Raw genomic sequence first — 21,562 nt, forward strand, 5'->3', positions numbered from 1 at the left:
ATCCAACCAAAACACTCCAAATCAACAGTTATCCACAGACTCAAGGAGTGGCTTCGTGGAATTGTCACGTGAGTCTATGTCGAGTCACCCGACTCACTCTTTGGAAATGAAAATGGGGGCGTGCCCAGCTCGGTTGAATCCCAACACAACCAGGGAAGGTCGAAACTTCGGGAACTACCAGACCTACAACCTTACGCGAGCTTCAATCTGCGCAATTGCGGCAGTCGGAGACCCAAAAGTACTATGATGATACCCAGATAGATCATCGGTTCAACTTGCCACCCCTTCACAAGGATCACGTAATGAAGCCCACCCGCCAAGGCCGCACCATAGGTAAGCTTGTGCAGGTTGCGCCACCTCGCCCCACCCAGTTTCCGCAAGGAGAGATTATTGGATGTGATCGCCAAGGGAATCATCAAGGCAAATCCAAGCATCCCAATGGTAATGTACCAGCGCTTTACGATGTCCTTTAGGATTTGCGTGAGGAGGAGTTGCATATCAAGGAAGAGCCAAACCGCGAGATGCATGGCGACATAGGCAAAGGCCAAAAGCCCGATGGCGCGGCGAAATTTGATCAGGTTGATGCCAAGCTTGGTCCGCAGCGGCGTAATCGCCAGTCCCGCTATGAGGAGTTGCAGCGCGATTTCCCCGAGTTCATGCTCAAGCCGTTTAACCGGATCAACCCCAAGGTTTCCCGCGAACAATTGAAAAACCAAAAATGAAACGGGTACGAGTCCCAGAAAATACAGGCTCCACGCGGGAATTTTGCGCGCGGTTTGATTGATCGTTTGAATTGGGTCGAACATGCGCGCAGCGTCTCTCTGTATATAGGGAGTGGTTCGCATCGGCAATTTTGGGTGAACCCGCTTGCCGATGCTCAATTTAGCTTAGTAGTTTTTCTTGAGGTCCATACCCTTATACAGTCCGGCCACTTCTTCTTCATAGCCGTTGAACATGAGGGTCTCTTGGCGCTTGGCGATAAGGCCGCCAATCTTGCGTTCACTCGCTTGGCTCCAACGCGGGTGGTCCACAGTCGGATTCACATTCGAATAGAAACCATACTCACGCGCGTTTATCATGTTCCAGCTTGTCTCGGGCTGTTTGTTGGTGGCTGTGATGCGCACAATCGATTTGATCGACTTGAAACCATATTTCCACGGCACAACCAAACGCAATGGCGCCCCGTTTTGCTTGGGCAGATCGTCGCCATAAAGGCCCGTCGCCAAAATCGTAAGCGGATTCATCGCCTCGTCCATGCGCAAACCTTCACGGTAAGGCCAAGGAATGGTCCGGCTTTGCTGGCCGATCATTTCGTCGGGGCGTTCAAGGGTTTCAAACGCAATATACTTTGCACCCGACTGAACTCCGACGCGCTGTAGAAGCGAGGACAACTCAAACCCAACCCACGGGATCACCATCGCCCATGCCTCGACGCAACGGAAACGGTAAATCCGCTCCTCCATCGTCATACCCTTGGTCAAATCAGCGAGGTCATAGGTCCCAGGTTTGTCGACCATACCGTCAATTTTTACACTCCACGGGTCCACAGTTAGACGCCCCGCATATTTCGCAGGGTCCCCTTTACCGGTGCCGAACTCGTAGAAATTGTTGTAGTTAGAGATGTCCTTGAGGCTGTTTGGCTTCTCACTTGATGAGTACTCGCTCGCAACAGTGGCGATTTTCGCGCTCACCGGACTTGCCGCGATCAACCCTGCCGCGCCCATTCCTGCCATGACTTGGCGCCGATTAAGGAAATCTGCGCGCGGGGTCACGTCGGACCATTTGAGATTAGTTTTAAAACGTTGTGCCATTTGAACCTCCAGCAATTTCTCCTAAAGTTAATCGAAAAGGCCTCAACAAAAAGATAAATAGACAGAACTCACGAATTTGTTTGGTGGGCGTGAGAATATTCGGTGTTTTCGTCATTGCGCTGAAATAATCGCCCCACCTTTGCGAATTGTCTGCCTTGATTGCTACAATTTTATACGGATGTGGAAACCGGCTTAGGTGTTGATTAAGGGTTTCATGAACAAATTACGGTTCTGAATCCCTATTTTAAGGAACACCGTATGAAACGTCTCTTCCTATCTTCCGCCCTTGCTTTCAGTTTGCTCGCACAAGGCGCGCACGCGCTCGACGCTGAAAGCAATGTCGAAAGTGTTCTAGAAAACACGCTTGCAGCATGGGTCGAAAACCCCACAGTGATTGACGCTCTGCGCGCGCAAAATGCGGCACACGCGACTCTCGTCGAAGCAGATATTATTAACCTAGACAATCTTTGGCGTGCCGAAGTCGGTGCAACTGAAACCCCGATCCAATCTGAAGTTATGGCGCGGGAAATCTCAAAATACCTGATTGAAAAACAGTTGTCGTCTAATGGGGTGGTATCCGAAGTTTTCGTCTTTGATATGGTTGGCCTGAACGTAGGTCAAAGCGGGCTCACGTCCGATTACTGGCAGGGCGATGAAGCGAAATACCAAGAGACATATGGCAAGGGCAGCGGCGCAGTTCACACTAGTGAGGTTGAGCTAGACGAAAGCACTGGGGCCTATCTGGTTCAGGTTTCATCTGCTATTTCCGACCCTGCGACAGGTGAGTTGCTTGGCGGCGTGACCTTTGGCATCAATATTGGCTTGCTAGAATAAAGCCATCTAAAGAGCGGAGCGTTCAGCTTCGCTCTTATTCGGGTGAATTTGGCTCATCCGCCGACTTGAGCCATCCGCCATCACCAAACGCACATGGCTACGTTGGATTTGTCGCGGTTCAAGAACACCAACGGAATGCGCGATGGTCTCAACCTCATGGATGATACCTTCGGCATAACGGGCCACCTTTTTGTATTTTTCTTCCGGCACCAAACCCTGCTGCAAATGCGGATCATGCGTTGTAATTCCCGTTGGGCAGGTATTTCTGTTGCATTTTAAGGCCTGAATGCAACCAAGGCTGAACATAAAGCCCCGCGCCGATGTAACAAAGTCCGCTCCTGCGGCCAGCGCCCATGCCACATCCCCAGGATTAACCAGTTTGGCGCTCGCAATGATGCGAATGCGTTCTTTCAACCCATAGGAATCGCGCAAAGCGGAAACCTTTGGCAGCGCTTCGCGAACGCTCATCCCGACAAGATCAATCAACGGCATGGGTGCTGCGCCGGACCCACCCTCCCCTCCATCAATAGTAATAAAGTCCGGTGCGCACTCAGGGCCTCGCTCGACAATCAACTTAAACAACTCTTCAATTGCGTCAGGACTCCCAACGACGGTTTTAAATCCTACAGGCTTGCCCGAAACCTCTCGAATATGGCCAATATAATCGAGCAATTCGCCCCAATTTGCGACCGCGGCATGTCGGTTCGGCGAAATACTGGCCTCCCCTTCCGGAATTCCTCGAATGCGCGCAATTTCCGCAGTCACTTTCGTAGCCGGTAGAATGCCGCCTTTCCCGGGCTTTGCACCCTGCGCCAATTTCAACTCGAACATCTTGATTTGTGGGTGCGATGCAACTTCGCGTAGCTTTTCGTCACTCAGGCTTCCATCCTCGCTTCGCACGCCATAATGCGCAGTACCAATTTGAAAAACAATGTCGCCGCCGCCCTCATAGTGATAGGGGGCCGCACCACCCTCCCCCGTATTCAACCAAATTCCAGCCTTGGCCGCACCACGGCTGAGCGCGCGAACCGCGGGCTTGGACAAAGCACCAAAACTCATGCCCGAGATATTGAAAATCGATGGAGCAATATAGGGTGTGCGCGCAAAGGGGCCAATTTCCATCGGTTCCGTTTTGGTAATTTGATCATCAAGGGGGGGAAACGCGGCATTGACAAATATCGGTGTGCCGACAACCGACAAATTGCGTGTACTCCCAAAAGCGACCGTGTTGCTCGCGCCTTTGGCTGCGCGATCGATCCATTCTCGTTGCGCCCGATTAAATGGAAGCTCCTCGCGATCCATCGCGAAAAAATACTGTCTAAAAAATTCGCCTAGAGTTGTGAATAAATGCCGAAAGCGCCCGATGACCGGATAATTCCTGCGAACCGCGTCCTCTTTTTGCACCTTGTCGATCACAAACATGACCAGCGCCATAAGTACAAAAAAGCCAATGATGAAGACGAACAATAGTGCCAAAATTTCGAGCGCCTGTCCCGCCCAGCCCATGAATCTCATCATTAAATCTCTCCAAATATATTTGGCGAATGATGGGGGGGAAAAGTTCCGATACAAGTCTAATACTTCTGCACTCTTAATTTTACCGAAGAAAAACCCAGCCAATTGGGCTGGGTTTGACCTGTCGCTATCGTGTGCAGTTAATGGACAACCGCACTCTCTGGTGGCCGTTTTTCGGATGGAGACAAATGATCGCCCACAATCAGGCCATCACTCCCCGCCGAAACCTTGACGGTATCCCCATCCAGAACGTCTCCAGCCAAGATCATTTCCGCAAGCTCATCTTGCAAGGCACGTTGAAACACGCGTTTAAGAGGACGCGCCCCAAAGACCGGATCATACCCTTCATCCGCTAGCCACTTTTTCGCAGCCAGATCAAGTTCGAGCGTAATGGATCGTGTGGCTAGACGTTTGTTCAAAAGACCAAGCTGGATCTCCACAATTCCACTCATATCCTCGCGTGCAAGACGGTCGAATATTACGATATCATCCAATCGGTTGAGGAATTCAGGCCTAAAGTGCGCCCGCACCGCATCCATCACATCGCGCTTGGCATCACTTGCGTCCGCACCATCTGGCAGTTGGCTCAGCGCTTGCGCCCCAAGATTCGACGTCAAAATTATCAACGTCTGCTTGAAGTCGACGCGTCGCCCCTGACCATCCGTTAAAATCCCGTCATCCAGAACCTGTAACAAGACGTTAAAGACATCAGGGTGCGCTTTTTCGACCTCATCAAAAAGGATGACTTGATACGGTTTGCGCCGCACAGCCTCGGTCAAAACGCCGCCTTCTTCATAGCCAACATATCCCGGAGGCGCCCCGATCAAACGCGCGACCGAGTGTTTCTCCATGAATTCCGACATATCGACACGTGTCATCGCATTGTCGTCATCAAACAGAAACTCCGCGACGGCTTTGGTAAGCTCGGTTTTCCCCACACCAGTGGGCCCAAGGAATAGAAACGACCCAAGAGGACGGTTTTCATCATTCAACCCTGCCCTTGCACGGCGCACAGAATTCGAAACCGCTTTAACGGCCTTACGCTGGCCAATAACACGCCGCCCAAGGTCCTCTTCCATACGCAACAATTTATCGCGCTCGCCTTCAAGCATTTTTGAGGTCGGAATCCCTGTCCAACGCTCAACCACACTCGCGATTTGTTCTGGACGAACGGCTTCAGCCACCATCGACTCGCTCTCGCTCGCCTCGGCGAGTTCCAAGCGTTTTTCTAGGTCCGGAATCACGCCATAAGACAGCTCCCCCGCTTTGGCGAGATTGCCTTCACGTTTAGCGATTTCCAGTTCGGCGCGCGCGCGATCCAAATGCTCCTTAATATCCCGAGCATTTGCCAATTTGCTGCGCTCTGCTTGCCAGTTTGCTGTCATCTCGGAGGATTTTTCAAGCAAACCAGATAGCTCTACGAGCAATTTTTCCAACCTATCCTGACTCGCTTGATCGTCTTCGGACCGTAAGGCTTCCACTTCAATCTGCTTTTGCAAAATGTCGCGATCAAGGGTGTCGAGTTCCTCAGGTTTGCTGTCCACTTCCATGCGCAAACGGCTCGCGGCTTCGTCCATCAAATCGATAGCTTTGTCGGGCAAGAACCGATCCGTAATATAACGGTGGCTCAAGGTGCTCGCCGCAACAAGCGCGCTGTCCGTAATGCGAACGCCGTGATGAAGCTCATATTTTTCCTTGATCCCGCGCAAGATCGAGATTGTATCCTCGACGGTAGGCTCTTCCACCAAAACGGGTTGAAAACGGCGCGCGAGGGCGGCGTCTTTTTCAACGTGTTTGCGATACTCCGCCAAGGTTGTCGCGCCGATACAATGCAACTCTCCCCGCGCAAGCGCTGGTTTCAAAAGGTTGCTTGCGTCCATCGCTCCGTCCGATTTACCGGCCCCAACAAGGGTGTGCATTTCGTCGATAAACAGGATAATTTCACCCGCTGCCGCCGTGACTTCGTTCAGGACAGCCTTTAAGCGTTCTTCGAATTCGCCGCGATACTTCGCACCCGCAATCAGCGAGCCCATATCAAGTGACATGAGCTTTTTGTTGCGCAGACTTTCGGGCACGTCACCACTTACAATCCGCAAGGCGAGTCCTTCGGCAATCGCCGTTTTCCCGACGCCTGGCTCGCCAATCAACACAGGGTTATTTTTGGTGCGGCGACTCAAAACCTGCATTGTACGGCGGATTTCTTCGTCGCGCCCAATGATCGGGTCAATTTTACCTTCCTTGGCGGCCTGAGTTAGGTCCGTCGCGTATTTTTTGAGCGCCTCATAACTGTCTTCGGCACTCGCACTATCTGCGGTGCGCCCCTTGCGAACATCATTGATCGCTTCGTTGAGTTTTTGCGCAGTCACCCCCCAGCATCCAACGCCTCTTTGGCTTTGGATTTGGTGATCGCGAGGGCCGTCAAAATGCGCTCAACCGGAACAAAGCTGTCACCAGCCTGCTTGGCAAGTTTTTCCGCCTCGGCCAAAACTTTGGCGGTCTGTGGGTCAATATAGACTTGCGCGGCATCGCCCGTGACCTTGGAGAATTTTCCCAAAGCAACCTGAAGCGACTCGTCTACAAGTTTTAGGTCCCCGCCAGCGGCGGCAATCAAATTTGCAGCAAGACCCTGATCGTCATCCAACAGCGCCTTGAGCAAATGCTCCGGTGCAAGACGTTGATGATTTTCGCGTACTGCAATTGTTTGTGCCGCCTGAATAAATCCGCGCGACCGTTCGGTGAACTTTTCAATATTCATTTTAGTCTCCTGATTAGCACTCATATTCGAACCGCCCGCCATTGCAGCACAGTTCCCTATTCGCCTGATCTTAAAATGGTACTCAGAAGGACTCTAATCAAGACCTAACGGTGGATTTTTCGCCTGCCCGCTTGATGGACCCGCACGGGCCGCGTAAGAGAGGCCCAACCCTTTGCCAACCGGAGCATTCCCATGTCTGATGATCGCCTTATCGTTGCCCTCGATGTCCCTAACGTGGTGACAGGCCTTGAACTTTGCGCGAAACTCAACCCCACCGTGGACTTCTATAAAATAGGTCTTGGTATGCTGACGGGCGGTGGATTGGCCTTGGCGAATGAGCTAAAACAAGAGCATGGCAAACGCATTTTCCTCGACATGAAGTTCTTTGACATTGGCGCGACGGTCGAGGCGGCTGTACGCGGAATTGCCCAGTATGATTTCGATTTCCTAACGGTGCACGGCGACCCGCATGTTGTTCGGGCGGCGGGCGAAGGCAAGGCGGGAAGTGATTTGAAAATTCTCGCTGTAACGATCCTGACGTCTCTTGATCGCGCCGACCTTGATGCAGGCCTCATAAAAGCAGGCGATATTCAAGATTTGGTGGTGGAACGGGCAGCAAAAGCGCTTGAAGCTGGCGCTGACGGCGTGATCGCGAGCCCCCAAGAGGCTGCCTTGATCCGAGCGTTGCCCCAAGCCAAGGGCCGCCTCATTGTCACTCCCGGCGTTCGGCCAGCGGGTGCGGATTTGGGTGATCAAAAGCGCGTTGCAACACCGCGCGATGCCCTATCTGACGGGGCCGATTACATCGTTGTCGGCCGCCCGATTTGGCAAGCAAGCGACCCTGCGGCCGCTGCTCAGTCCATTCTTGCGTCCATCAAGGACGTGAAGCGCAATGCCTAGTCGTTGATGTCTTTGTCGAAGGTCTTGATCTGTCCCTTACGCACGCCAAGGTACCTGCGCAGCACAAACCACGCGAGGGCCGAGATAACGGCGAAAACGAGGAAGGTCGTGTACACTCCGCCAAGCGGGATGCCGAGCAAAAATAACAGCCCGACCATAAATGCCCCGACAGCGAACCCAAGGAAAATCGCCCCCGGCAGGATGACCTCAAGGATCGCGAGGGCGACCCCTGCTGCCATCCAAACCCACCAGTCGGTCCAGTTCATTACACTTTCCCTTTCAGCAAATTAAACGCATTGCCAAAGGCTTCAATTGCACTTGAGGGCAGGATAATCGTTTGCTGCCCTTCGCCTTTGCCAATGATTGCGAGGGCCTCAACTTGCTTGAGCGCCACTTGGTATTGCGCGGACTCAATGCCGTGGGTCTTGATCGCCATCGCAACAACTTCCGTGGCATAGGCTTCTGCATCGGCCGAAATCCGGCGCGCTTTGGCTTGCTGCTCAGCGGAGTACAGCTCCGCATCGGCATTAAGTTCAACGGCGCGTTTGGTGCCCTCGGCTTCGGTGACTTGGGCGCGACGGGCACGCTCCGCATTCAGCTGTTGCAACATGGCTTGGCGGGTTTGCTCGTCCAAGTTCACGTCCAGAATTTCTGCCCGAGTTACCTGAATACCCCAATCATCCACCGCGTCTTCAACTTGCGTTTTGATTTGGGAAATCAATTGCTGACGATTGGATTGAACCTCATCCAGTTCCATCGTCCCGATTCCCGACCGCACAATCCCCGCAACTGTTGTGGCAATCGCTGCATCCACATCGCGAATCCGGTAAACGGTTTTTTCGGGTTCAATGATGCGGTAGAAAACACTGGTCTCGACCTGCACCAAAACGTTGTCCGCCGTAATGGCATCTTGAGATGCGCTTGGAAGTTGGCGCTCAAGGATCGAAATCTTGTGGCGCACAGTATCCAGAAACGGCACGATAAAGTTGATTCCAGGCCCTAAAACGGCTTTCAAACGCCCGAGTCGCTCAACCACATATTTTTCCGACTGGGGAACAATCTTAATTCCTTTGAAAATCAGTATGATTACAAGGCCCGCAAGCAAAAGCACGACGATGTTACCGCTCAATAAATCGAGCACAATCTGTTCTATATTCATAATAAATTCCTTTTGTTGTACTCGTTATGGGCTGAACTGCTTACGGATCAAAGCGCAAAACACCAAAATGCGTCCATTGTGTAATTCTATCCATGGGCTTATTTTAACCTCATGCCAGCCCTTTGTCGAAACTGTTTATCCTATTTTGAGACACCGACATCCCTTAGGTTGCGGTGTAGGGAGTGTGGCAGCCCACGTGTTCTAGTCCATCCCGAGCTTTTCGACCTTTCGACCGCCCATATGGACTGTGACGCGTTTTATGCCAGCGTTGAAAAGCGCGACAATCCGGAGTTGCGGGACAAACCAGTAATTATTGGCGGCGGGAAACGGGGCGTTGTCTCCACCGCCTGTTATATTGCGCGGCTCAAGGGTGTGCGGTCCGCGATGCCGATGTTTCAGGCCCTCAAGCTTTGCCCCGAAGCCGAAGTCGTGAAGCCGCGCATGGACTCCTATGTTGAGGCCAGCCGTGCGATCCGCGCGATGATGGACGAGTTGACCCCGAAAATAGAACCGCTTTCGCTGGATGAAGCCTTTCTTGATCTCTCAGGCACCCAACGCCTCCATGGCCGCCCTCCTGCCGTCATGCTCGCGCGTTTGGTGAAACGGATGGACGAGGAATTGGGGCTGTCGGGATCTATTGGCCTGTCTCACAACAAGTTTCTCGCCAAGGTCGCCAGCGATATGGACAAACCGCGCGGATATTCCGTGATTGGCAAGGCCGAGACACCCGCGTTTTTGGCGGGAAAACCCATCCGCATGATTTGGGGGGTCGGTCCCGCATTTCAAATTTCGCTAGAGAAGGCAGGATTACGCACATTTGATGATCTCTTGCGATGGGAGCGCGCGGATTTGACCGCGCGTTTCGGCAGCATGGGCGATCGCTTGTGGCATCTGGCCCGCGGCCAAGATTACCGCCGCATAACGGCGAACGCTTCGGTCAAATCCATTTCCAAAGAGACGACGTTTTTCGACGATATTTCCGACGTCGAACTACTGGACGGTCATATGTGGCGATTGGCCGAGCAAGTAAGTGATCGCGCCAAAGCCAAAAATATGGCGGGCAAGGTCGTGACCCTAAAGCTGAAACGCGCCGATTTCACCGCCCTGTCCCGCCGCGTATCCCTGCGCGATGCCACGCAAATGGCCGACAAAATTTATCGCACTGCCAGAGACTTGTTCGACGCTGTTCCCGATCACAAACCATACCGCCTCATTGGTGTAGGGATCAGCGATCTTATTCCAGAAGGCGGTGCCGATTTAACGGGTGACCTGCTTGATCCCGAAGCCATCAAACGCGGCCGCGCCGAGCGGGCGGCCGATGAAATACGGGCACGCTTTGGCAAAGATGCGATCATGAAGGGGCGCTCTTTGCGCTAACTATTCCGCCGCCATGCGCGCTTTATCGCGCCCGATATCGGCAATTTGCCCCGTCACATCCTGCATCATCTTGCGAAACGCGTTGAAATTCCCATTCGGGCGGATCATCTGCTCGTTCATATAAAGTGAGCGGTCAATCTCGATTTGAACCGCGTGTTGGTTCGAACTGATGCGCCCATATTCTTTTGTGATATAGGCGCCCGCAAACGGCATATTGCGCAAAACGCGTAGGCCTTGCGCCCGAAATATTTCTTCAATTTGACAGACTATCGCTTCGCTGGCCGAAGCCCCGAAGCGGTCCCCAATCACAACATCGGGACGCCGCGCACCCGAACGCGCAATGGCATCCAACGCTTCATGCGGCATCGAATGGCAATCCACCAATACAGCTTGACCAAATTCCGACAGATTGCGCGCCATGATGCGATGCAATATGTCGTGATATGGGTGCCAATAATCGGCAATCCGCCTTAACGCCTCATCATGGGTAATCTTGCCGCGATAAATTGCGCGCCCGCCCGAAACGACGCGCGGGATGACGCCCAGCCCCGATGCCACGCGCGGATTAGTCGTGTTCTCTTTCAAGCCTTCGATCAGCGCCGGATCAAGTTCGTCAACATTTCGATTCAAATCAACGAATGCTCGCGGAAATTTTGCCGCCAGAAATACAGCTCCATACTTCGGTGCTGTATCAAAAAGCATGTCCACGAACGCATCTTCCGAGGTTCGAATCGATTTTTCGTCGAGAATCGACTTTCTTTTGAACTTTCGATCATACTCGCGGCCACTATGTGGCACGGCAAAAACCACCGAAGTTTCCTTATTTTCAGGCATTTTAAGCGAAAAAGTGGTTTTGATCATTTAAGCTCTCCGTTACAATCACTATAGACCGAAATAATTCCGCACCAAAGGCCTTGAACACCGCCACGACTCCTTTTATAGACAGCGCCAGTTGACGCGGTTTTTCCGCGTCCTATTTGTTTAGGGCGCAAAAGGCACCGCAAAAATTTGGGCGCGTAGCTCAGTGGTAGAGCACTTCGTTGACATCGAAGGGGTCACTGGTTCGAACCCAGTCGTGCCCACCATTACTTCTGATTCGTCAGAGTGATGTACCAAATTCCCCCGCAAGGGGCCGATTGTAACCCGAGGCGCCACGCGCCGCGATAAAAGGAGAAGGCCATGAAAGTCCGGAATTCGCTCCGCTCGCTCAAGAACCGTCATCGCGATTGCCGCGTAGTACGTCGCAAGGGCCGCGTTTATGTGATCAACAAAACGCAACCCCGCTTTAAAGCGCGCCAGGGCTAACCCCCTCTATAAATTAGAAAAAAAGCCGCCTTTTTTGGGCGGCTTTTTTTTGGGCCGCGATTGTCGGCGTGAAATAGCCCTTTTGTTAAGAAAACAAATACAAATAGATGGCAATATATGCTTCACACCCTTACATTGCCCCCAACGAGCACGTTATAAAAAGAGAGCAGCATGAACCAACTCGCTTCCCAGCCCGTCCCGCAGTCGGACGTGTCGGCTGAACCTAAAAAGGTTGATACAGCCCGCGATTGGCTTCGCGTTCTCGCAAAGTACCGCGAGCCTATTCTTTGGCGCAGCCTATTTGAACTTGCGGTAACATTGGTACCCTTCTTTGCCCTTTGGGCATTGGCTTGGTTGGCTTTGTCCGTCAGCCTATGGCTGGCTGCTGCAATTGCGCTCGTGAATGGCTTGTTCCTTGTGCGCCTGTTTGCAATTCAACATGATTGCGGCCACGCCGCGTTCTTCGCCAACAGAGAAGTTTCCGATTGGGTTGGGCGTGCGCTCGGCGTTTTGACTTTGACACCTTATGACGTCTGGAAGCGCACGCACGCTATTCACCACTCCGCCTCGGGAAACCTAGACCAACGCGGCATGGGCGACGTCATGACGCTGACTGTTGAAGAATATAAGGCACGCTCGGCATGGGGAAAATTCGCCTATCGCCTCTACCGCAGCCCGTTGGTTCTGTTTGTCATCGGTCCTGCGTATGTTTTCTACCTTCAATATCGCTTGCCAATCGGATTCATGAAGTCCCGCAAATATTGGACAAGCGCGATGGGAACCAACGTCGCAATCGCATTGATCCTTGGCGTTATTGTCTATTTTGGCGGCTGGGCTCCAATCCTAATGATCTTTTTACCAACAACTTTGCTTGCCGCGATGGGGGGCGTTTGGCTCTTTTACGTCCAGCATCAGTTTGAAGACACGCATTGGGATGTGGCCGAAGATTGGGAAATGCACGACGCCGCGCTGCACGGCAGTTCCCACTATGAATTGGGGGCGGTCCTTCAATGGCTGACCGCAAATATCGGCTTGCATCATGTGCACCACCTCTATTCTCGCATTCCCTTCTACCGCCTGACGGAAGTTATGCGTGACCATCCCGACCTCAGCGTCAACCAGCGCCTCACGATTCTAGAAAGTATCGCTTGCGTGAAACTCCGCCTTTGGGATGAGAAAGAACGCAAACTTATGAGCTACAAGCAAGTCCGCGTACTCTACGGGAACTCTTAGGATCTGCTAAATTGTCGACAAAAAGGGGGCCCGCAAGTCGCAGGGCCCCTTTTTTTTGTCTCTGAGAAATCAGTCGTAGCTACGCTGATCGTCAATCACTTTCCCGTCGTTAGGTAAGCTTCCAACGGGAACTATTTCAATGTTCCCGCGCAGTTTGAGCGTTTCAATAACGCTGGCAGCAAGCAAGGCGGCATCACTAGAAGTTGCCTCAACTTTAACCGTTAAAATGTCCTGCTCATCTTTGCGCGTGGCAATCACGCGGGCTTTCTGAACTTCCGGATGCTTGGCCACGAAGTCCGCGACTTGCTCAGGTCGCACAAACATACCCTTGATCTTGGTCGTTTGGTCCGCACGCCCCATCCAGCCCTTAATCCGCATATTCGTTCGGCCACATGGGCTTTCTCCCAGTAAAACCGCGCTCAAATCGCCTGTGGCGAATCTGATCAACGGGTAATCGGGATTGAGTGTCGTCACCAAAACCTCGCCAACCTCCCCCGCCGCAACGGGTATTCCCGTCCCCGGGATGACGATTTCAACAATCACGCCTTCGTCGACAATCATCCCATCCATCGCCTCGCTTTCATAGGCGATATTTCCGAGGTCCGCCGTTGCATAGCATTGCAAACACGTGATCCCACGGTCCGCATATTCGTGTCGAAGGCTCGGGAAAAGAGCTCCGCCACCGACGACAGCACGCTTAATTTTTAACGCTAGACCCTCCGTCTCAGCGCGGTCCAAGATCACTTTGAGGTAATCCGGCGTTCCGGCATACGCGGTGACGCCGATATCATGCGCGGCCCTCACCTGAAGTTCGGTCTGGCCAATTCCGGCGGGCAACACCGTAGCGCCAACGGCGCGCGCACCGCTCTCAAAAATCATCCCAGCAGGTGTCAAATGATAGCTAAAGCAGTTCTGGATAATGTCTCCACGCCCCACTCCAGCGGCATGCAAAAAGCGCCCCATACGCCACCAATCACCACCAAGACGGCCCGGCTCATAGATCGGCCCTGGGCTCTGGAAAATATGCTCGAATTCTGAGGCTCCCACTGTGGTAAATCCCCCGAAAGGCGCGCTCTTGGATTGCCCAGAAACCAGTTCGGACTTGCGCGTCACAGGAAGGTTTGCCAAGTCGTCAACCGATGTAATCGTAGACACATCAATACCCGCCAACAATGCCGCAATCGCAGGTGCCTTTTGGGCTGAAGCAAGCTGAGCTGGCAAAGCGCGCGCGATCCCTCCGGCGCGTTGATCTGCACTGCGCGTTTCTAGTTCATCGAAATACCGCATGCCGTCGCCCCGCATTAGCTCAACCACCGTTTGCGCCGACGATAACTCCGCACGTCACGGAAGGATTTGCGCCCGTCATCGGACATCCCCAGATAAAATTCCTTCACGTCCGGATTTTCCCGCAACTCGGAAGCAGGGCCATCCATAACAACGCGACCGCTTTCAAGGATGTATCCATAATGGGCAAAACGCAGCGCCACATTGGTGTTTTGCTCCGCCAGAAGAAAGCTCACGCCTTCGTTTTCGTTGACCGACTTCACGATCCCAAAAATCTGTTCGACGAGTTGTGGCGCGAGGCCCATCGACGGCTCGTCCAACAAAATGGTCTCGGGGCGGCTCATGAGGGCGCGGCCAATGGCGCACATTTGTTGCTCGCCGCCAGAGGCATATCCAGCCTGGCTTTTGCGTCGCTCTTTGAGGCGTGGGAAATAATTGTAGACCATCTCGAGATCGGCGGCGACGGCGGCTTTGCCATCGCGGCGCGTGTAGGCGCCCGTCATCAGGTTTTCTTCGATCGTCAAATGCTCAAAACAATGCCGGCCTTCCATGACTTGGATCACGCCCTTTTTCACCAAATCCGACGGCGTAAGGTCTTGAACCCTCTCGCCACGATAATGGATAGACCCCTTTGTAACCTCGCCGCGTTCGCTGTGCAGCAGATTGGAGATGGCCTTCAAGGTTGTGGTTTTTCCAGCTCCGTTTCCACCCAACAGGGCGGTAATTCCCCCTTTGGGAACAGTCAGGCTCACCCCTTTGAGCACGAGGATAACGTGATTATAAATCACCTCAATATTGTTCACCTCCAAAAGAGGTTCGGCTTGGGGTGTAGGAGTGGCGTCCAGCATTGTATTCACCATTTTCTCAATTAAATAAGTACCCTCTGGCCACGACACACGCCGTGGCCAGAGGGATTTGTGCTTAGTTACAACGCTCTTCGATGTTGTTTTCCGCCGCATAGGCCATCGAATCTTCAAGGACCAGTGCGTCGATGATTTCGCCATCAGAAGGTGCGAAATCACTAATGAGCGACCAAGTTTTTGTCGACGCATCCCACTGTTGGATCGCGCCAAGACCTGGGCCGCCATGGTTTTCACAGGTGACAGCAAACGATGGACCGAAATTCGGCATCCCGAGTTCCGCCATACGCGCTTCGGTGATCTCAAGAGATTCCATGCCCTTAAGCATATCCGCCGCATTGATGTCGGCTTTACCCGCTATCTTCTGTGCGTTCAAAGCCGCTTCTGTCGCGAGCATCGCCGCATAGAAACCACGGTTGTAGACCGCCGTGCCGATTTGATCGCCGTTACCAGCCGCTTTGCCGGTATCCACAACGTATTTCTGAACGTCATCGAAAACTGGGAAATCGTTGCCAACATTGTGGAAGGTCACCGCTTTATAGCCATTCGCCCCATCGCCAGCCGGTAGCACATCATGCTCGCCACCAGACCACCAAACGCCAACGAAGTTCTCCATTGGGAAGCGAATATTTGCCGCTTCTTGGATCGCAACTTGGTTCATAACGCCCCAACCCCACATCAAAACATAGTCGGGTTTTTCGCGCCGGATTTGCAGCCATTGCGATTTTTGCTCCTGACCAGGGTGGTCAACGGCTAAAAGGGTCAGCTCAAATCCGTACTTCTTGGCAAGTTCTTCAAGGGTGCGGATCGGCTCTTTGCCGTAGGCAGAGTTGTGGTACACAAGCGCGACTTTTTTGCCCTCGAGGCTACCATCGTTCATGTCGAGCAAGTGGTTTACCGCGATCGAAGCGCCATCCCAATAATTCGCGGGATAGTTAAAGACGTTGCTGAAAATCTTGCCGTTTTTTGCAGATGTCCGGCCATAACCCATTGTGTGAAGCGCGATTCCATCCGCTGTCACTTTGGGGATCAACTGATAGGTGATGCCTGTGGACAAGGGTTGATAGATCAGCGCGCCCTCGCCCTTGGTGCTCTCGTAGCATTCAACGCCTTTTTCGGTGTTATAGCCAGTTTCGCATTCGACCACGTTCGCTTTCACGCCGCCGATTCCGCCATCGCGTTCGTTAAGCAACGTGAAGTAGTCGGCATAACCATCCGCAAAAGGAATACCACCAGCGGCATAGGGGCCGGTGCGGTAAGAGAGCGATGGGAACATAAGGTCCGCCATCGCGGGGACAGCAGCGGACAATGCGGCGGCTGTTACCATAGTAGCAAGTTTCATTTTCATCGTTTTAGGTCCTCCCTAGGGTACAATGTTCGAGTTGTGCCGAGGGTTTTCCCCTCGATCTATTTGCGCCGCCCCACTTAATGCGGGAAGGGCCACAATCTTAATTTTTCTTTTGTCACGCGCCAAAGTTGGGCGAGACCATGTGGTTCGGCAATGAGAAACACGATGATCAGTGCCCCTACAATCACCAGTTCAAAATGCGCTGCAATATCGGTGGGCCAGCCCAAGCCGCCCACGAGAACATTTTTCAAAAGCACCGGCATCAAAACCATAAAGGCCGCGCCCGCAAAGCTTCCAAAAACACTCCCCAAACCGCCGATAATAATCATGAACAACACAAGGAAACTCTTGTTGATGCCGAAGACTTCACCAACCTCAACCGACCCCAGATAGACCGAGAAAAAGAGCGCGCCCGAAATGCCTACAAAGAACGAGCTAACAGCAAAGGCCGTCAATTTGGCCTTGAGGGGGTTCACGCCGATGATTTCCGCAGCGATATCCATGTCGCGCGTCGCCATCCAGGTGCGCCCGATTGTGCCGCGTGTGAGATTGCGAGCAAGCCACGCACACCCCGTCACGAAGATCAGACAGACAAGGTATTTCGCCCAGGCGTCCGTATTTGCGCCCGTCACTTCGATGCCGAAAACAGTTCTTTCGGGCGCGGAAATCTGGCCCGAAGCCGAATAGTTGTAGAACCATGGAACTTTGTTAAACAACCACACGAGGAAAAATTGCGCCGCGAGCGTGGCAACAGCAAGGTAGAACCCTTTGATGCGCAGGCTCGGCAGGCCAAATAGAACACCAACCAGCGCCGTGATTATACCCGAGATAACAACGTGAACGAGGATTGAAACATCGGGAAAGGACGTCATCAGTTTGTAACAAGAATATGCCCCAACGGCCATAAAACCGCCTGTTCCCAAGCTCACTTGACCGGTGTATCCAACAAGAATATTCAGTCCAATCGCGGCGATTGCATAGATCAGGAACGGAACGAAAACAGCGCTGGCCCAGTAATCATTGATGAAAAACGGGATAACCAAGAACGCCACAAACATAATGACGTAGTAGCCGATGCGATCAAATTTGATCGGAAAGGTCTGGTTGTCTTCACTGTAGGTGGTCTTAAAATCACCGGCTTCACGATAGAGCATCAGACCCCTCCCCGTTTTTCAAGATGGTAAAATCCAAGGTCATATTTACACCCTCTCGATGATTTTTTCGCCGAACAGCCCTTGTGGGCGGAACACGAGGAACACCAGCGCAAGCGCGTAGGCAAACCAGTTTTCGGTGGCGCCACCGACCATCGGACCGATAGAAAACTCAAACAGTTTCTCGCCCACGCCGATAATTAGGCCCCCCACAATCGCGCCGGGTATGGATGTAAATCCGCCGAGCATTAAGACGGGCAAGGCTTTGAGAGCGATCAACGAAAGCGAGAATTGCACGCCTGATTTTGCGCCCCACATCATTCCCGCGACAAGCGCGACAAACCCAGCGATCGACCAAACGAGGATCCAAATAAAGCGCAGCGATATGCCTACCGACAAAGCGGCCTGATGATCGTCGGCAACTGCGCGCAAGGCGCGACCCTGTTTCGAATATTGCGAGAAAAGCGTAAGTCCAACCACCAAGAGCGCAGCAATACCCGTCGCAACAATGTCCAAACGGTCGATGAAGAAGCCATAACCAAACCAGTTGTAGGTCACCTCTTCGACGGTTTCGGAAATGCCCTGTGGAAGGCCAACGTTTAACGCCTTGATTTCGGAGCCCCACATCAGGTCGCCCATACCTTCCATGAAGTAGGCGAGGCCAATCGTTGCCATGAACAGGATGATGTCGGGTTGGTTCACCAGATGCCGCAGCACGAACCGCTCCACAAGAATTGCCAGCCCGACCATCACAACACCGGTTAAAATAATCGCGAGAACGGCTGGTACATGCCACCCAAATTCATGGATATCGGTTCCGAAAACCGCGTTGATGAGATGCGAGAACGGAACTTGACCGTCCATGATGCCCACAAGTGTCAACGCGGCAAAAAGTGCCATGACACCCTGAGCATAGTTAAAGACGCCAGACGCCTTAAAAATAAGCACAAAGCCCAGTGCAACAAGCGCATAAAGCACCCCAGCCATCAGCCCGTTCACCATGACCTCGGCGGCCCAAAGGAATTGTTCAGGCATTGGCGTTCTCCACGAAATGTATTGTCGAAACGGCGGATGATTTAGTCATGGGAGACCCCCAAATAGGCGTCGATCACTTCTTGATTGTTGCGCACTTCTTCGGGTGTCCCGTCGCCAATTTTCTTGCCGTAGTCCATCACAACAACGCGGTCAGAAAGGTCCATCACCACGCCCATATCGTGCTCAATAAGGGCAATTGTTGTGCCAAATTCATCGTTCACATCGAGGATAAAGCGGCTCATGTCCTCTTTCTCCTCCACGTTCATGCCCGCCATCGGTTCATCAAGCAGCAAAAGTTTCGGCTCGGCGGCCAGCGCACGTGCCAACTCAACCCGTTTCTTAAGGCCATACGGCAGACGCCCGACGGGGGTTTTGCGGATGCTTTGGATTTCGAGGAAATCGATAATTTCTTCGACTTTTTCGCGGTTGGCAACTTCTTCGGCCTGCGCCTTGCCCCACCAAATCGCCTGACTAATAAGACTCGATTTCATGTGGGTTAATCGGCCTGTCATGACGTTGTCCAAAACACTCATGCCCTCGAACAAGGCGATATTTTGAAATGTGCGCGCGATTCCTTGCTGGGCAACTTTATACGGGCGCATTTGAGGACGTTTTTTGCCGTGAAACAACACGTCACCTTCTTGGGGATTATAGAACCCAGAGATCACGTTAAGCATGCTCGACTTGCCCGCTCCATTGGGGCCGATAATCGCGCGGATTTCGCCTTCGCGAATATCAAAACTGATGTCCTTGATCGCAACAACACCGCCGAATTTCAGGGTGATGTTCTTCATTTCCATCATGACGCCACCGATTTGACGGCCATCTGCGGTTACATATCCGATATCATTCGTGGTCATTCTGCGGCCACCTTTGCGTCTAGTGGCTGCACAGCCACATCCAAAAGCGAGAGTGTCGCGCTTATTTCGCCTTTGCGACCGTCTTCGTAGGTCACTTCTGTGCGGGTGAAAATTTCATCCGAACCATCGTAAAGCGCATCAATGAGGTCAACGAACTTCTCTTCGATAACCCGACGGCGCACTTTGCGCGTCCGCGTCATCTCGCCATCATCCGCGTCGAGTTCTTTGTGCAAAATTAGAAATCTGTGGACTTGGCATCCCGCGAGCATTTCATCTTGGGCAATGCTTTTGTTCGCTTCGGCAATGTGATCGCGAATGGTTTCCAAGACTTGGGGGTGACCCGCGAGTTCTTGATAAGAAGCATAGGCGATGTTGTTACGCTCAGCCCAATTTCCCACCGCCGTTAGGTCGATGTTGATAAAGGCCGTACACATGTCCCGCCCCGCGCCAAAGACCACGGCTTCAAGGATATTGGGATAGAACTTCAGTTTATTCTCAACAAACTTCGGTGCGAACATCGCCCCTGTCGCCATTTTTCCCACGTCTTTTGCACGGTCGATAATGCGCAAATGGCCGGATTTTTTCTCGATGAAACCCGCGTCGCCTGTGGCAACCCAGCCCTCTGCGTCTTTGGTTTCCGCCGTGCTTTCGGGGTTTTTAAGATACTCAACAAAAACACCTGGCGAGCGATAGAAAACCTCGCCCGTATCGGCAATACGGATTTCCACACCGGGGCTTGGGACGCCCACGGTATCGTTGCGCACTTCGCCATCGGGTTGCTGCGTTATGAACACGCTGGCTTCGGTTTGACCGTAAAGTTGTTTGAGGTTGATGCCGAGGGAGCGATAAAATTCAAAAATTTCCGGCCCAATCGCTTCGCCCGCCGTATAACCCACGCGAACGCGGCTAAAGCCAAGTGTGTTTTTCAACGGCCCATAAATCAGAAACTCGCCCAATTTGTATTTCAGGCGGTCAATACTGCTTACGTCTTTTCCGTCCAAAATCGCGGGGCCAACACGTTTCGCCAACCCCATGCATTTGTGGAACAGCCACTGTTTAAATTTCCCTGCATCCTCCATCCGGATCATGACGCTGGTTAATTGCGTTTCAAAAACCCGCGGCGGCGCAAAATAATACGTTGGACCAATCTCGCGAAGATCCGTCATCATTGTGTCGGGGCTTTCTGGGCAATTTACACAGAAACCCGTCCAAAACGCCTGACCGATAGAAAAGATGAAATCGCCGACCCATGCCATTGGCAAATATGCGAGCACTTCATCGTCAACGTTCAAATTGTCAAACTGGGACGAGGCCTTGGAGGTTTCGATGATATTGCGGTTTGATAGAACGACCCCTTTGGGCTTGCCCGTCGTTCCGGACGTATAGAGCATAACGCATATGCTGTCGTAATTAAGCAATGCCGTACGCTTGGCCAGTTCAGGTGCCAATTCGTCACGTGCAGCAAGTCCTTGCGACATCACGTGCGAAAATTCATGCAATTTCGAGTGGTCGTATTTCCGCATTCCCCGTGGATCGAGATAAATCATGTGCTCAAATTGCTTCAGACCCTCTTGAACCTGAATAACTTTATCGACCTGCTCTTGGTCGCCTGCGATCACGAACCGCGCACCACAATGCCCCAAAACATAGGCCATTTCTTCGGCATTTGCGTCATTATAAAGGGGAACGGGGATCGCACCGGTCGCTTGAATCGCAACCATCGACCAATACAGGCTCGGGCGATTGCGACCGATAATCGCCACAAAGTCGCCCGTGTTCACACCAATATTAATAAGCCCTAGGGCCAATGCCTCAACATCTGCTGCGACGTCCGCCCATGTTTGGGTTTGCCAAATGCCATACTCTTTCTCGCGAAAGGCGGGGCTTTTTGGAAATACCTTTAGGTTCCGCGCCAAAAGCGCAGGTATGGATTGCAAGTTCTCAGCTGCCTTTGGCAACGCTGAATTCGTTTGGGCCAATGCGTATTCCTCCCTACCGTCAGCTCCCCCCGACGGTCACAGTCGCTTTTGCGATTCTCTCTCGCTCTAGCGTGGCCCTTTTTATCTAGCGGTCAAATTGTTCCTGACTATTTCCGAACTATTTCGAATTGTAACAACGCAACGTTGGGGCTTCTC

General features: G+C 52.6%; 18 protein-coding genes, 1 tRNA gene and 1 pseudogene. 6 read left to right on the forward strand and 14 right to left on the reverse strand.

From position 1 onward, the window contains the following. Window positions 1-191: 191 nt before the first annotated feature. Both msrQ and msrP read right to left on the reverse strand, forming a co-directional pair. The gene (gene msrQ / locus RC74_RS05095) at window positions 192-806 is read right to left on the reverse strand and encodes a protein-methionine-sulfoxide reductase heme-binding subunit MsrQ (RefSeq protein WP_236940029.1); all 615 of its coding nucleotides are present in this window, start codon (window positions 804-806) and stop codon (window positions 192-194) included. A gap of 81 nt (window positions 807-887) precedes the next feature. Next, on the reverse strand, window positions 888-1,811 hold the full coding sequence (msrP, locus tag RC74_RS05100; protein ID WP_039001182.1) for a protein-methionine-sulfoxide reductase catalytic subunit MsrP: 924 nt from the start codon (window positions 1,809-1,811) through the stop codon (window positions 888-890). A 258-nt stretch (window positions 1,812-2,069) separates the two neighbouring features. Between msrP and RC74_RS05105 the strand changes: the two genes are divergently transcribed. Further along, window positions 2,070-2,645 (forward strand): PDC sensor domain-containing protein, encoded by a 576-nt coding sequence (locus tag RC74_RS05105; RefSeq protein WP_039001181.1) that lies wholly within the window; start codon window positions 2,070-2,072, stop codon window positions 2,643-2,645. Window positions 2,646-2,651: 6 nt separating this feature from the next. Here the strand turns inward: RC74_RS05105 and RC74_RS05110 are convergent, their stop codons facing one another. Together RC74_RS05110 and clpB are read right to left on the reverse strand one after the other, a co-directional pair. Beyond that, window positions 2,652-4,151, reverse strand: a complete 1,500-nt coding sequence (locus tag RC74_RS05110) for an FMN-binding glutamate synthase family protein (RefSeq protein WP_039001191.1) — start codon at window positions 4,149-4,151, stop codon at window positions 2,652-2,654. A 149-nt stretch (window positions 4,152-4,300) separates the two neighbouring features. Beyond that, a pseudogene (clpB, locus tag RC74_RS05115) lies at window positions 4,301-6,915 on the reverse strand (ATP-dependent chaperone ClpB). Window positions 6,916-7,107: 192 nt separating this feature from the next. Between clpB and pyrF the strand changes: the two are divergent. After that, window positions 7,108-7,815: an orotidine-5'-phosphate decarboxylase gene (gene pyrF / locus RC74_RS05120; RefSeq protein ID WP_039001179.1), complete on the forward strand. Its 708-nt coding sequence runs from the start codon at window positions 7,108-7,110 to the stop codon at window positions 7,813-7,815. Here pyrF and RC74_RS05125 read toward each other — a convergent pair. Further along, window positions 7,812-8,081, reverse strand: a complete 270-nt coding sequence (locus tag RC74_RS05125) for an NfeD family protein (RefSeq protein WP_039001178.1) — start codon at window positions 8,079-8,081, stop codon at window positions 7,812-7,814. The genes pyrF and RC74_RS05125 overlap by 4 nt on opposite strands. Then, on the reverse strand, window positions 8,081-8,974 hold the full coding sequence (locus RC74_RS05130) for an SPFH domain-containing protein (RefSeq protein ID WP_039001177.1): 894 nt from the start codon (window positions 8,972-8,974) through the stop codon (window positions 8,081-8,083). Before RC74_RS05130 ends, RC74_RS05125 begins: the two co-directional genes overlap by 1 nt. Before the next feature lie 111 nt (window positions 8,975-9,085). Here RC74_RS05130 and RC74_RS05135 point away from each other — a divergent pair, with 111 nt between their 5' ends. Further along, window positions 9,086-10,351 (forward strand): DNA polymerase IV, encoded by a 1,266-nt coding sequence (locus RC74_RS05135; RefSeq protein WP_039001176.1) that lies wholly within the window; start codon window positions 9,086-9,088, stop codon window positions 10,349-10,351. Here RC74_RS05135 and RC74_RS05140 read toward each other — a convergent pair whose 3' ends face one another. Further along, window positions 10,352-11,212: an N-formylglutamate amidohydrolase gene (locus tag RC74_RS05140; protein WP_039001175.1), complete on the reverse strand. Its 861-nt coding sequence runs from the start codon at window positions 11,210-11,212 to the stop codon at window positions 10,352-10,354. It lies immediately after the preceding gene. A gap of 149 nt (window positions 11,213-11,361) precedes the next feature. Between RC74_RS05140 and RC74_RS05145 the strand changes: the two genes are divergently transcribed. The 3 genes from RC74_RS05145 to RC74_RS05155 all read left to right on the forward strand — a co-directional run bounded on the left by RC74_RS05145 (window position 11,362) and on the right by RC74_RS05155 (window position 12,889). Beyond that, window positions 11,362-11,436, forward strand: a tRNA-Val gene (locus RC74_RS05145). Window positions 11,437-11,530: 94 nt separating this feature from the next. Beyond that, window positions 11,531-11,656 (forward strand): type B 50S ribosomal protein L36, encoded by a 126-nt coding sequence (gene ykgO, locus RC74_RS05150; RefSeq protein WP_008282420.1) that lies wholly within the window; start codon window positions 11,531-11,533, stop codon window positions 11,654-11,656. A gap of 171 nt (window positions 11,657-11,827) precedes the next feature. Continuing rightward, the gene (locus RC74_RS05155) at window positions 11,828-12,889 is read left to right on the forward strand and encodes a fatty acid desaturase (RefSeq protein WP_039001174.1); all 1,062 of its coding nucleotides are present in this window, start codon (window positions 11,828-11,830) and stop codon (window positions 12,887-12,889) included. Window positions 12,890-12,958: 69 nt separating this feature from the next. On the opposite strand, the gene RC74_RS05160 is transcribed toward RC74_RS05155, so the two are convergent. The 7 genes from RC74_RS05160 to RC74_RS05190 all read right to left on the reverse strand — a co-directional run bounded on the left by RC74_RS05160 (window position 12,959) and on the right by RC74_RS05190 (window position 21,406). After that, the gene (locus RC74_RS05160; protein WP_039001190.1) at window positions 12,959-14,176 is read right to left on the reverse strand and encodes a phenylacetate--CoA ligase family protein; all 1,218 of its coding nucleotides are present in this window, start codon (window positions 14,174-14,176) and stop codon (window positions 12,959-12,961) included. A 14-nt stretch (window positions 14,177-14,190) separates the two neighbouring features. Then, complete coding sequence (locus RC74_RS05165; RefSeq protein ID WP_039001189.1) at window positions 14,191-15,021, reverse strand: ABC transporter ATP-binding protein; 831 nt, start codon at window positions 15,019-15,021, stop codon at window positions 14,191-14,193. A gap of 73 nt (window positions 15,022-15,094) precedes the next feature. Beyond that, window positions 15,095-16,381 (reverse strand): ABC transporter substrate-binding protein, encoded by a 1,287-nt coding sequence (locus RC74_RS05170; RefSeq protein ID WP_039001173.1) that lies wholly within the window; start codon window positions 16,379-16,381, stop codon window positions 15,095-15,097. A gap of 77 nt (window positions 16,382-16,458) precedes the next feature. Further along, window positions 16,459-17,535 carry a branched-chain amino acid ABC transporter permease gene (locus RC74_RS05175; RefSeq protein ID WP_039001172.1) on the reverse strand — a complete coding sequence of 359 codons (1,077 nt, stop codon included), beginning with the start codon at window positions 17,533-17,535 and terminating at the stop codon, window positions 16,459-16,461. Window positions 17,536-17,580: 45 nt separating this feature from the next. Continuing rightward, window positions 17,581-18,567, reverse strand: coding sequence for a branched-chain amino acid ABC transporter permease (locus RC74_RS05180; RefSeq protein WP_039001171.1), 987 nt, complete (start codon window positions 18,565-18,567; stop codon window positions 17,581-17,583). Window positions 18,568-18,608: 41 nt separating this feature from the next. Beyond that, window positions 18,609-19,427 (reverse strand): ABC transporter ATP-binding protein, encoded by an 819-nt coding sequence (locus tag RC74_RS05185; RefSeq protein WP_039001170.1) that lies wholly within the window; start codon window positions 19,425-19,427, stop codon window positions 18,609-18,611. Further along, entirely contained in the window at window positions 19,424-21,406 is a 1,983-nt protein-coding gene (locus tag RC74_RS05190; RefSeq protein ID WP_417935173.1) for an AMP-binding protein, read from the reverse strand. The genes RC74_RS05185 and RC74_RS05190 overlap by 4 nt, the downstream gene beginning before the upstream one ends. Window positions 21,407-21,562 lie beyond the last annotated feature (156 nt).

The sequence above is a fragment of the Falsihalocynthiibacter arcticus genome (assembly GCF_000812665.2).
Classification (GTDB): domain Bacteria; phylum Pseudomonadota; class Alphaproteobacteria; order Rhodobacterales; family Rhodobacteraceae; genus Falsihalocynthiibacter; species Falsihalocynthiibacter arcticus.

Excerpts from the sequence above, each read along its gene's own strand:
- RC74_RS05130 (WP_039001177.1), bottom strand. The coding sequence starts at position 8,974 with ATGAATATAGAACAGATTGTGCTCGATTTATTGAGCGGTAACATCGTC.
- ykgO (WP_008282420.1), top strand. The coding sequence starts at position 11,531 with ATGAAAGTCCGGAATTCGCTCCGCTCGCTCAAGAACCGTCATCGCGAT.
- RC74_RS05170 (WP_039001173.1), bottom strand. The coding sequence starts at position 16,381 with ATGAAAATGAAACTTGCTACTATGGTAACAGCCGCCGCATTGTCCGCT.
- pyrF (WP_039001179.1), top strand. The coding sequence starts at position 7,108 with ATGTCTGATGATCGCCTTATCGTTGCCCTCGATGTCCCTAACGTGGTG.
- RC74_RS05135 (WP_039001176.1), top strand. The coding sequence starts at position 9,086 with ATGCCAGCCCTTTGTCGAAACTGTTTATCCTATTTTGAGACACCGACA.
- msrP (WP_039001182.1), bottom strand. The coding sequence starts at position 1,811 with ATGGCACAACGTTTTAAAACTAATCTCAAATGGTCCGACGTGACCCCG.
- RC74_RS05180 (WP_039001171.1), bottom strand. The coding sequence starts at position 18,567 with ATGCCTGAACAATTCCTTTGGGCCGCCGAGGTCATGGTGAACGGGCTG.
- RC74_RS05105 (WP_039001181.1), top strand. The coding sequence starts at position 2,070 with ATGAAACGTCTCTTCCTATCTTCCGCCCTTGCTTTCAGTTTGCTCGCA.
- RC74_RS05175 (WP_039001172.1), bottom strand. The coding sequence starts at position 17,535 with ATGCTCTATCGTGAAGCCGGTGATTTTAAGACCACCTACAGTGAAGAC.
- RC74_RS05110 (WP_039001191.1), bottom strand. The coding sequence starts at position 4,151 with ATGGGCTGGGCGGGACAGGCGCTCGAAATTTTGGCACTATTGTTCGTC.
- msrQ (WP_236940029.1), bottom strand. The coding sequence starts at position 806 with ATGTTCGACCCAATTCAAACGATCAATCAAACCGCGCGCAAAATTCCC.
- RC74_RS05185 (WP_039001170.1), bottom strand. The coding sequence starts at position 19,427 with ATGACCACGAATGATATCGGATATGTAACCGCAGATGGCCGTCAAATC.
- RC74_RS05155 (WP_039001174.1), top strand. The coding sequence starts at position 11,828 with ATGAACCAACTCGCTTCCCAGCCCGTCCCGCAGTCGGACGTGTCGGCT.
- RC74_RS05140 (WP_039001175.1), bottom strand. The coding sequence starts at position 11,212 with ATGATCAAAACCACTTTTTCGCTTAAAATGCCTGAAAATAAGGAAACT.
- RC74_RS05160 (WP_039001190.1), bottom strand. The coding sequence starts at position 14,176 with ATGCGGTATTTCGATGAACTAGAAACGCGCAGTGCAGATCAACGCGCC.
- RC74_RS05125 (WP_039001178.1), bottom strand. The coding sequence starts at position 8,081 with ATGAACTGGACCGACTGGTGGGTTTGGATGGCAGCAGGGGTCGCCCTC.
- RC74_RS05165 (WP_039001189.1), bottom strand. The coding sequence starts at position 15,021 with ATGCTGGACGCCACTCCTACACCCCAAGCCGAACCTCTTTTGGAGGTG.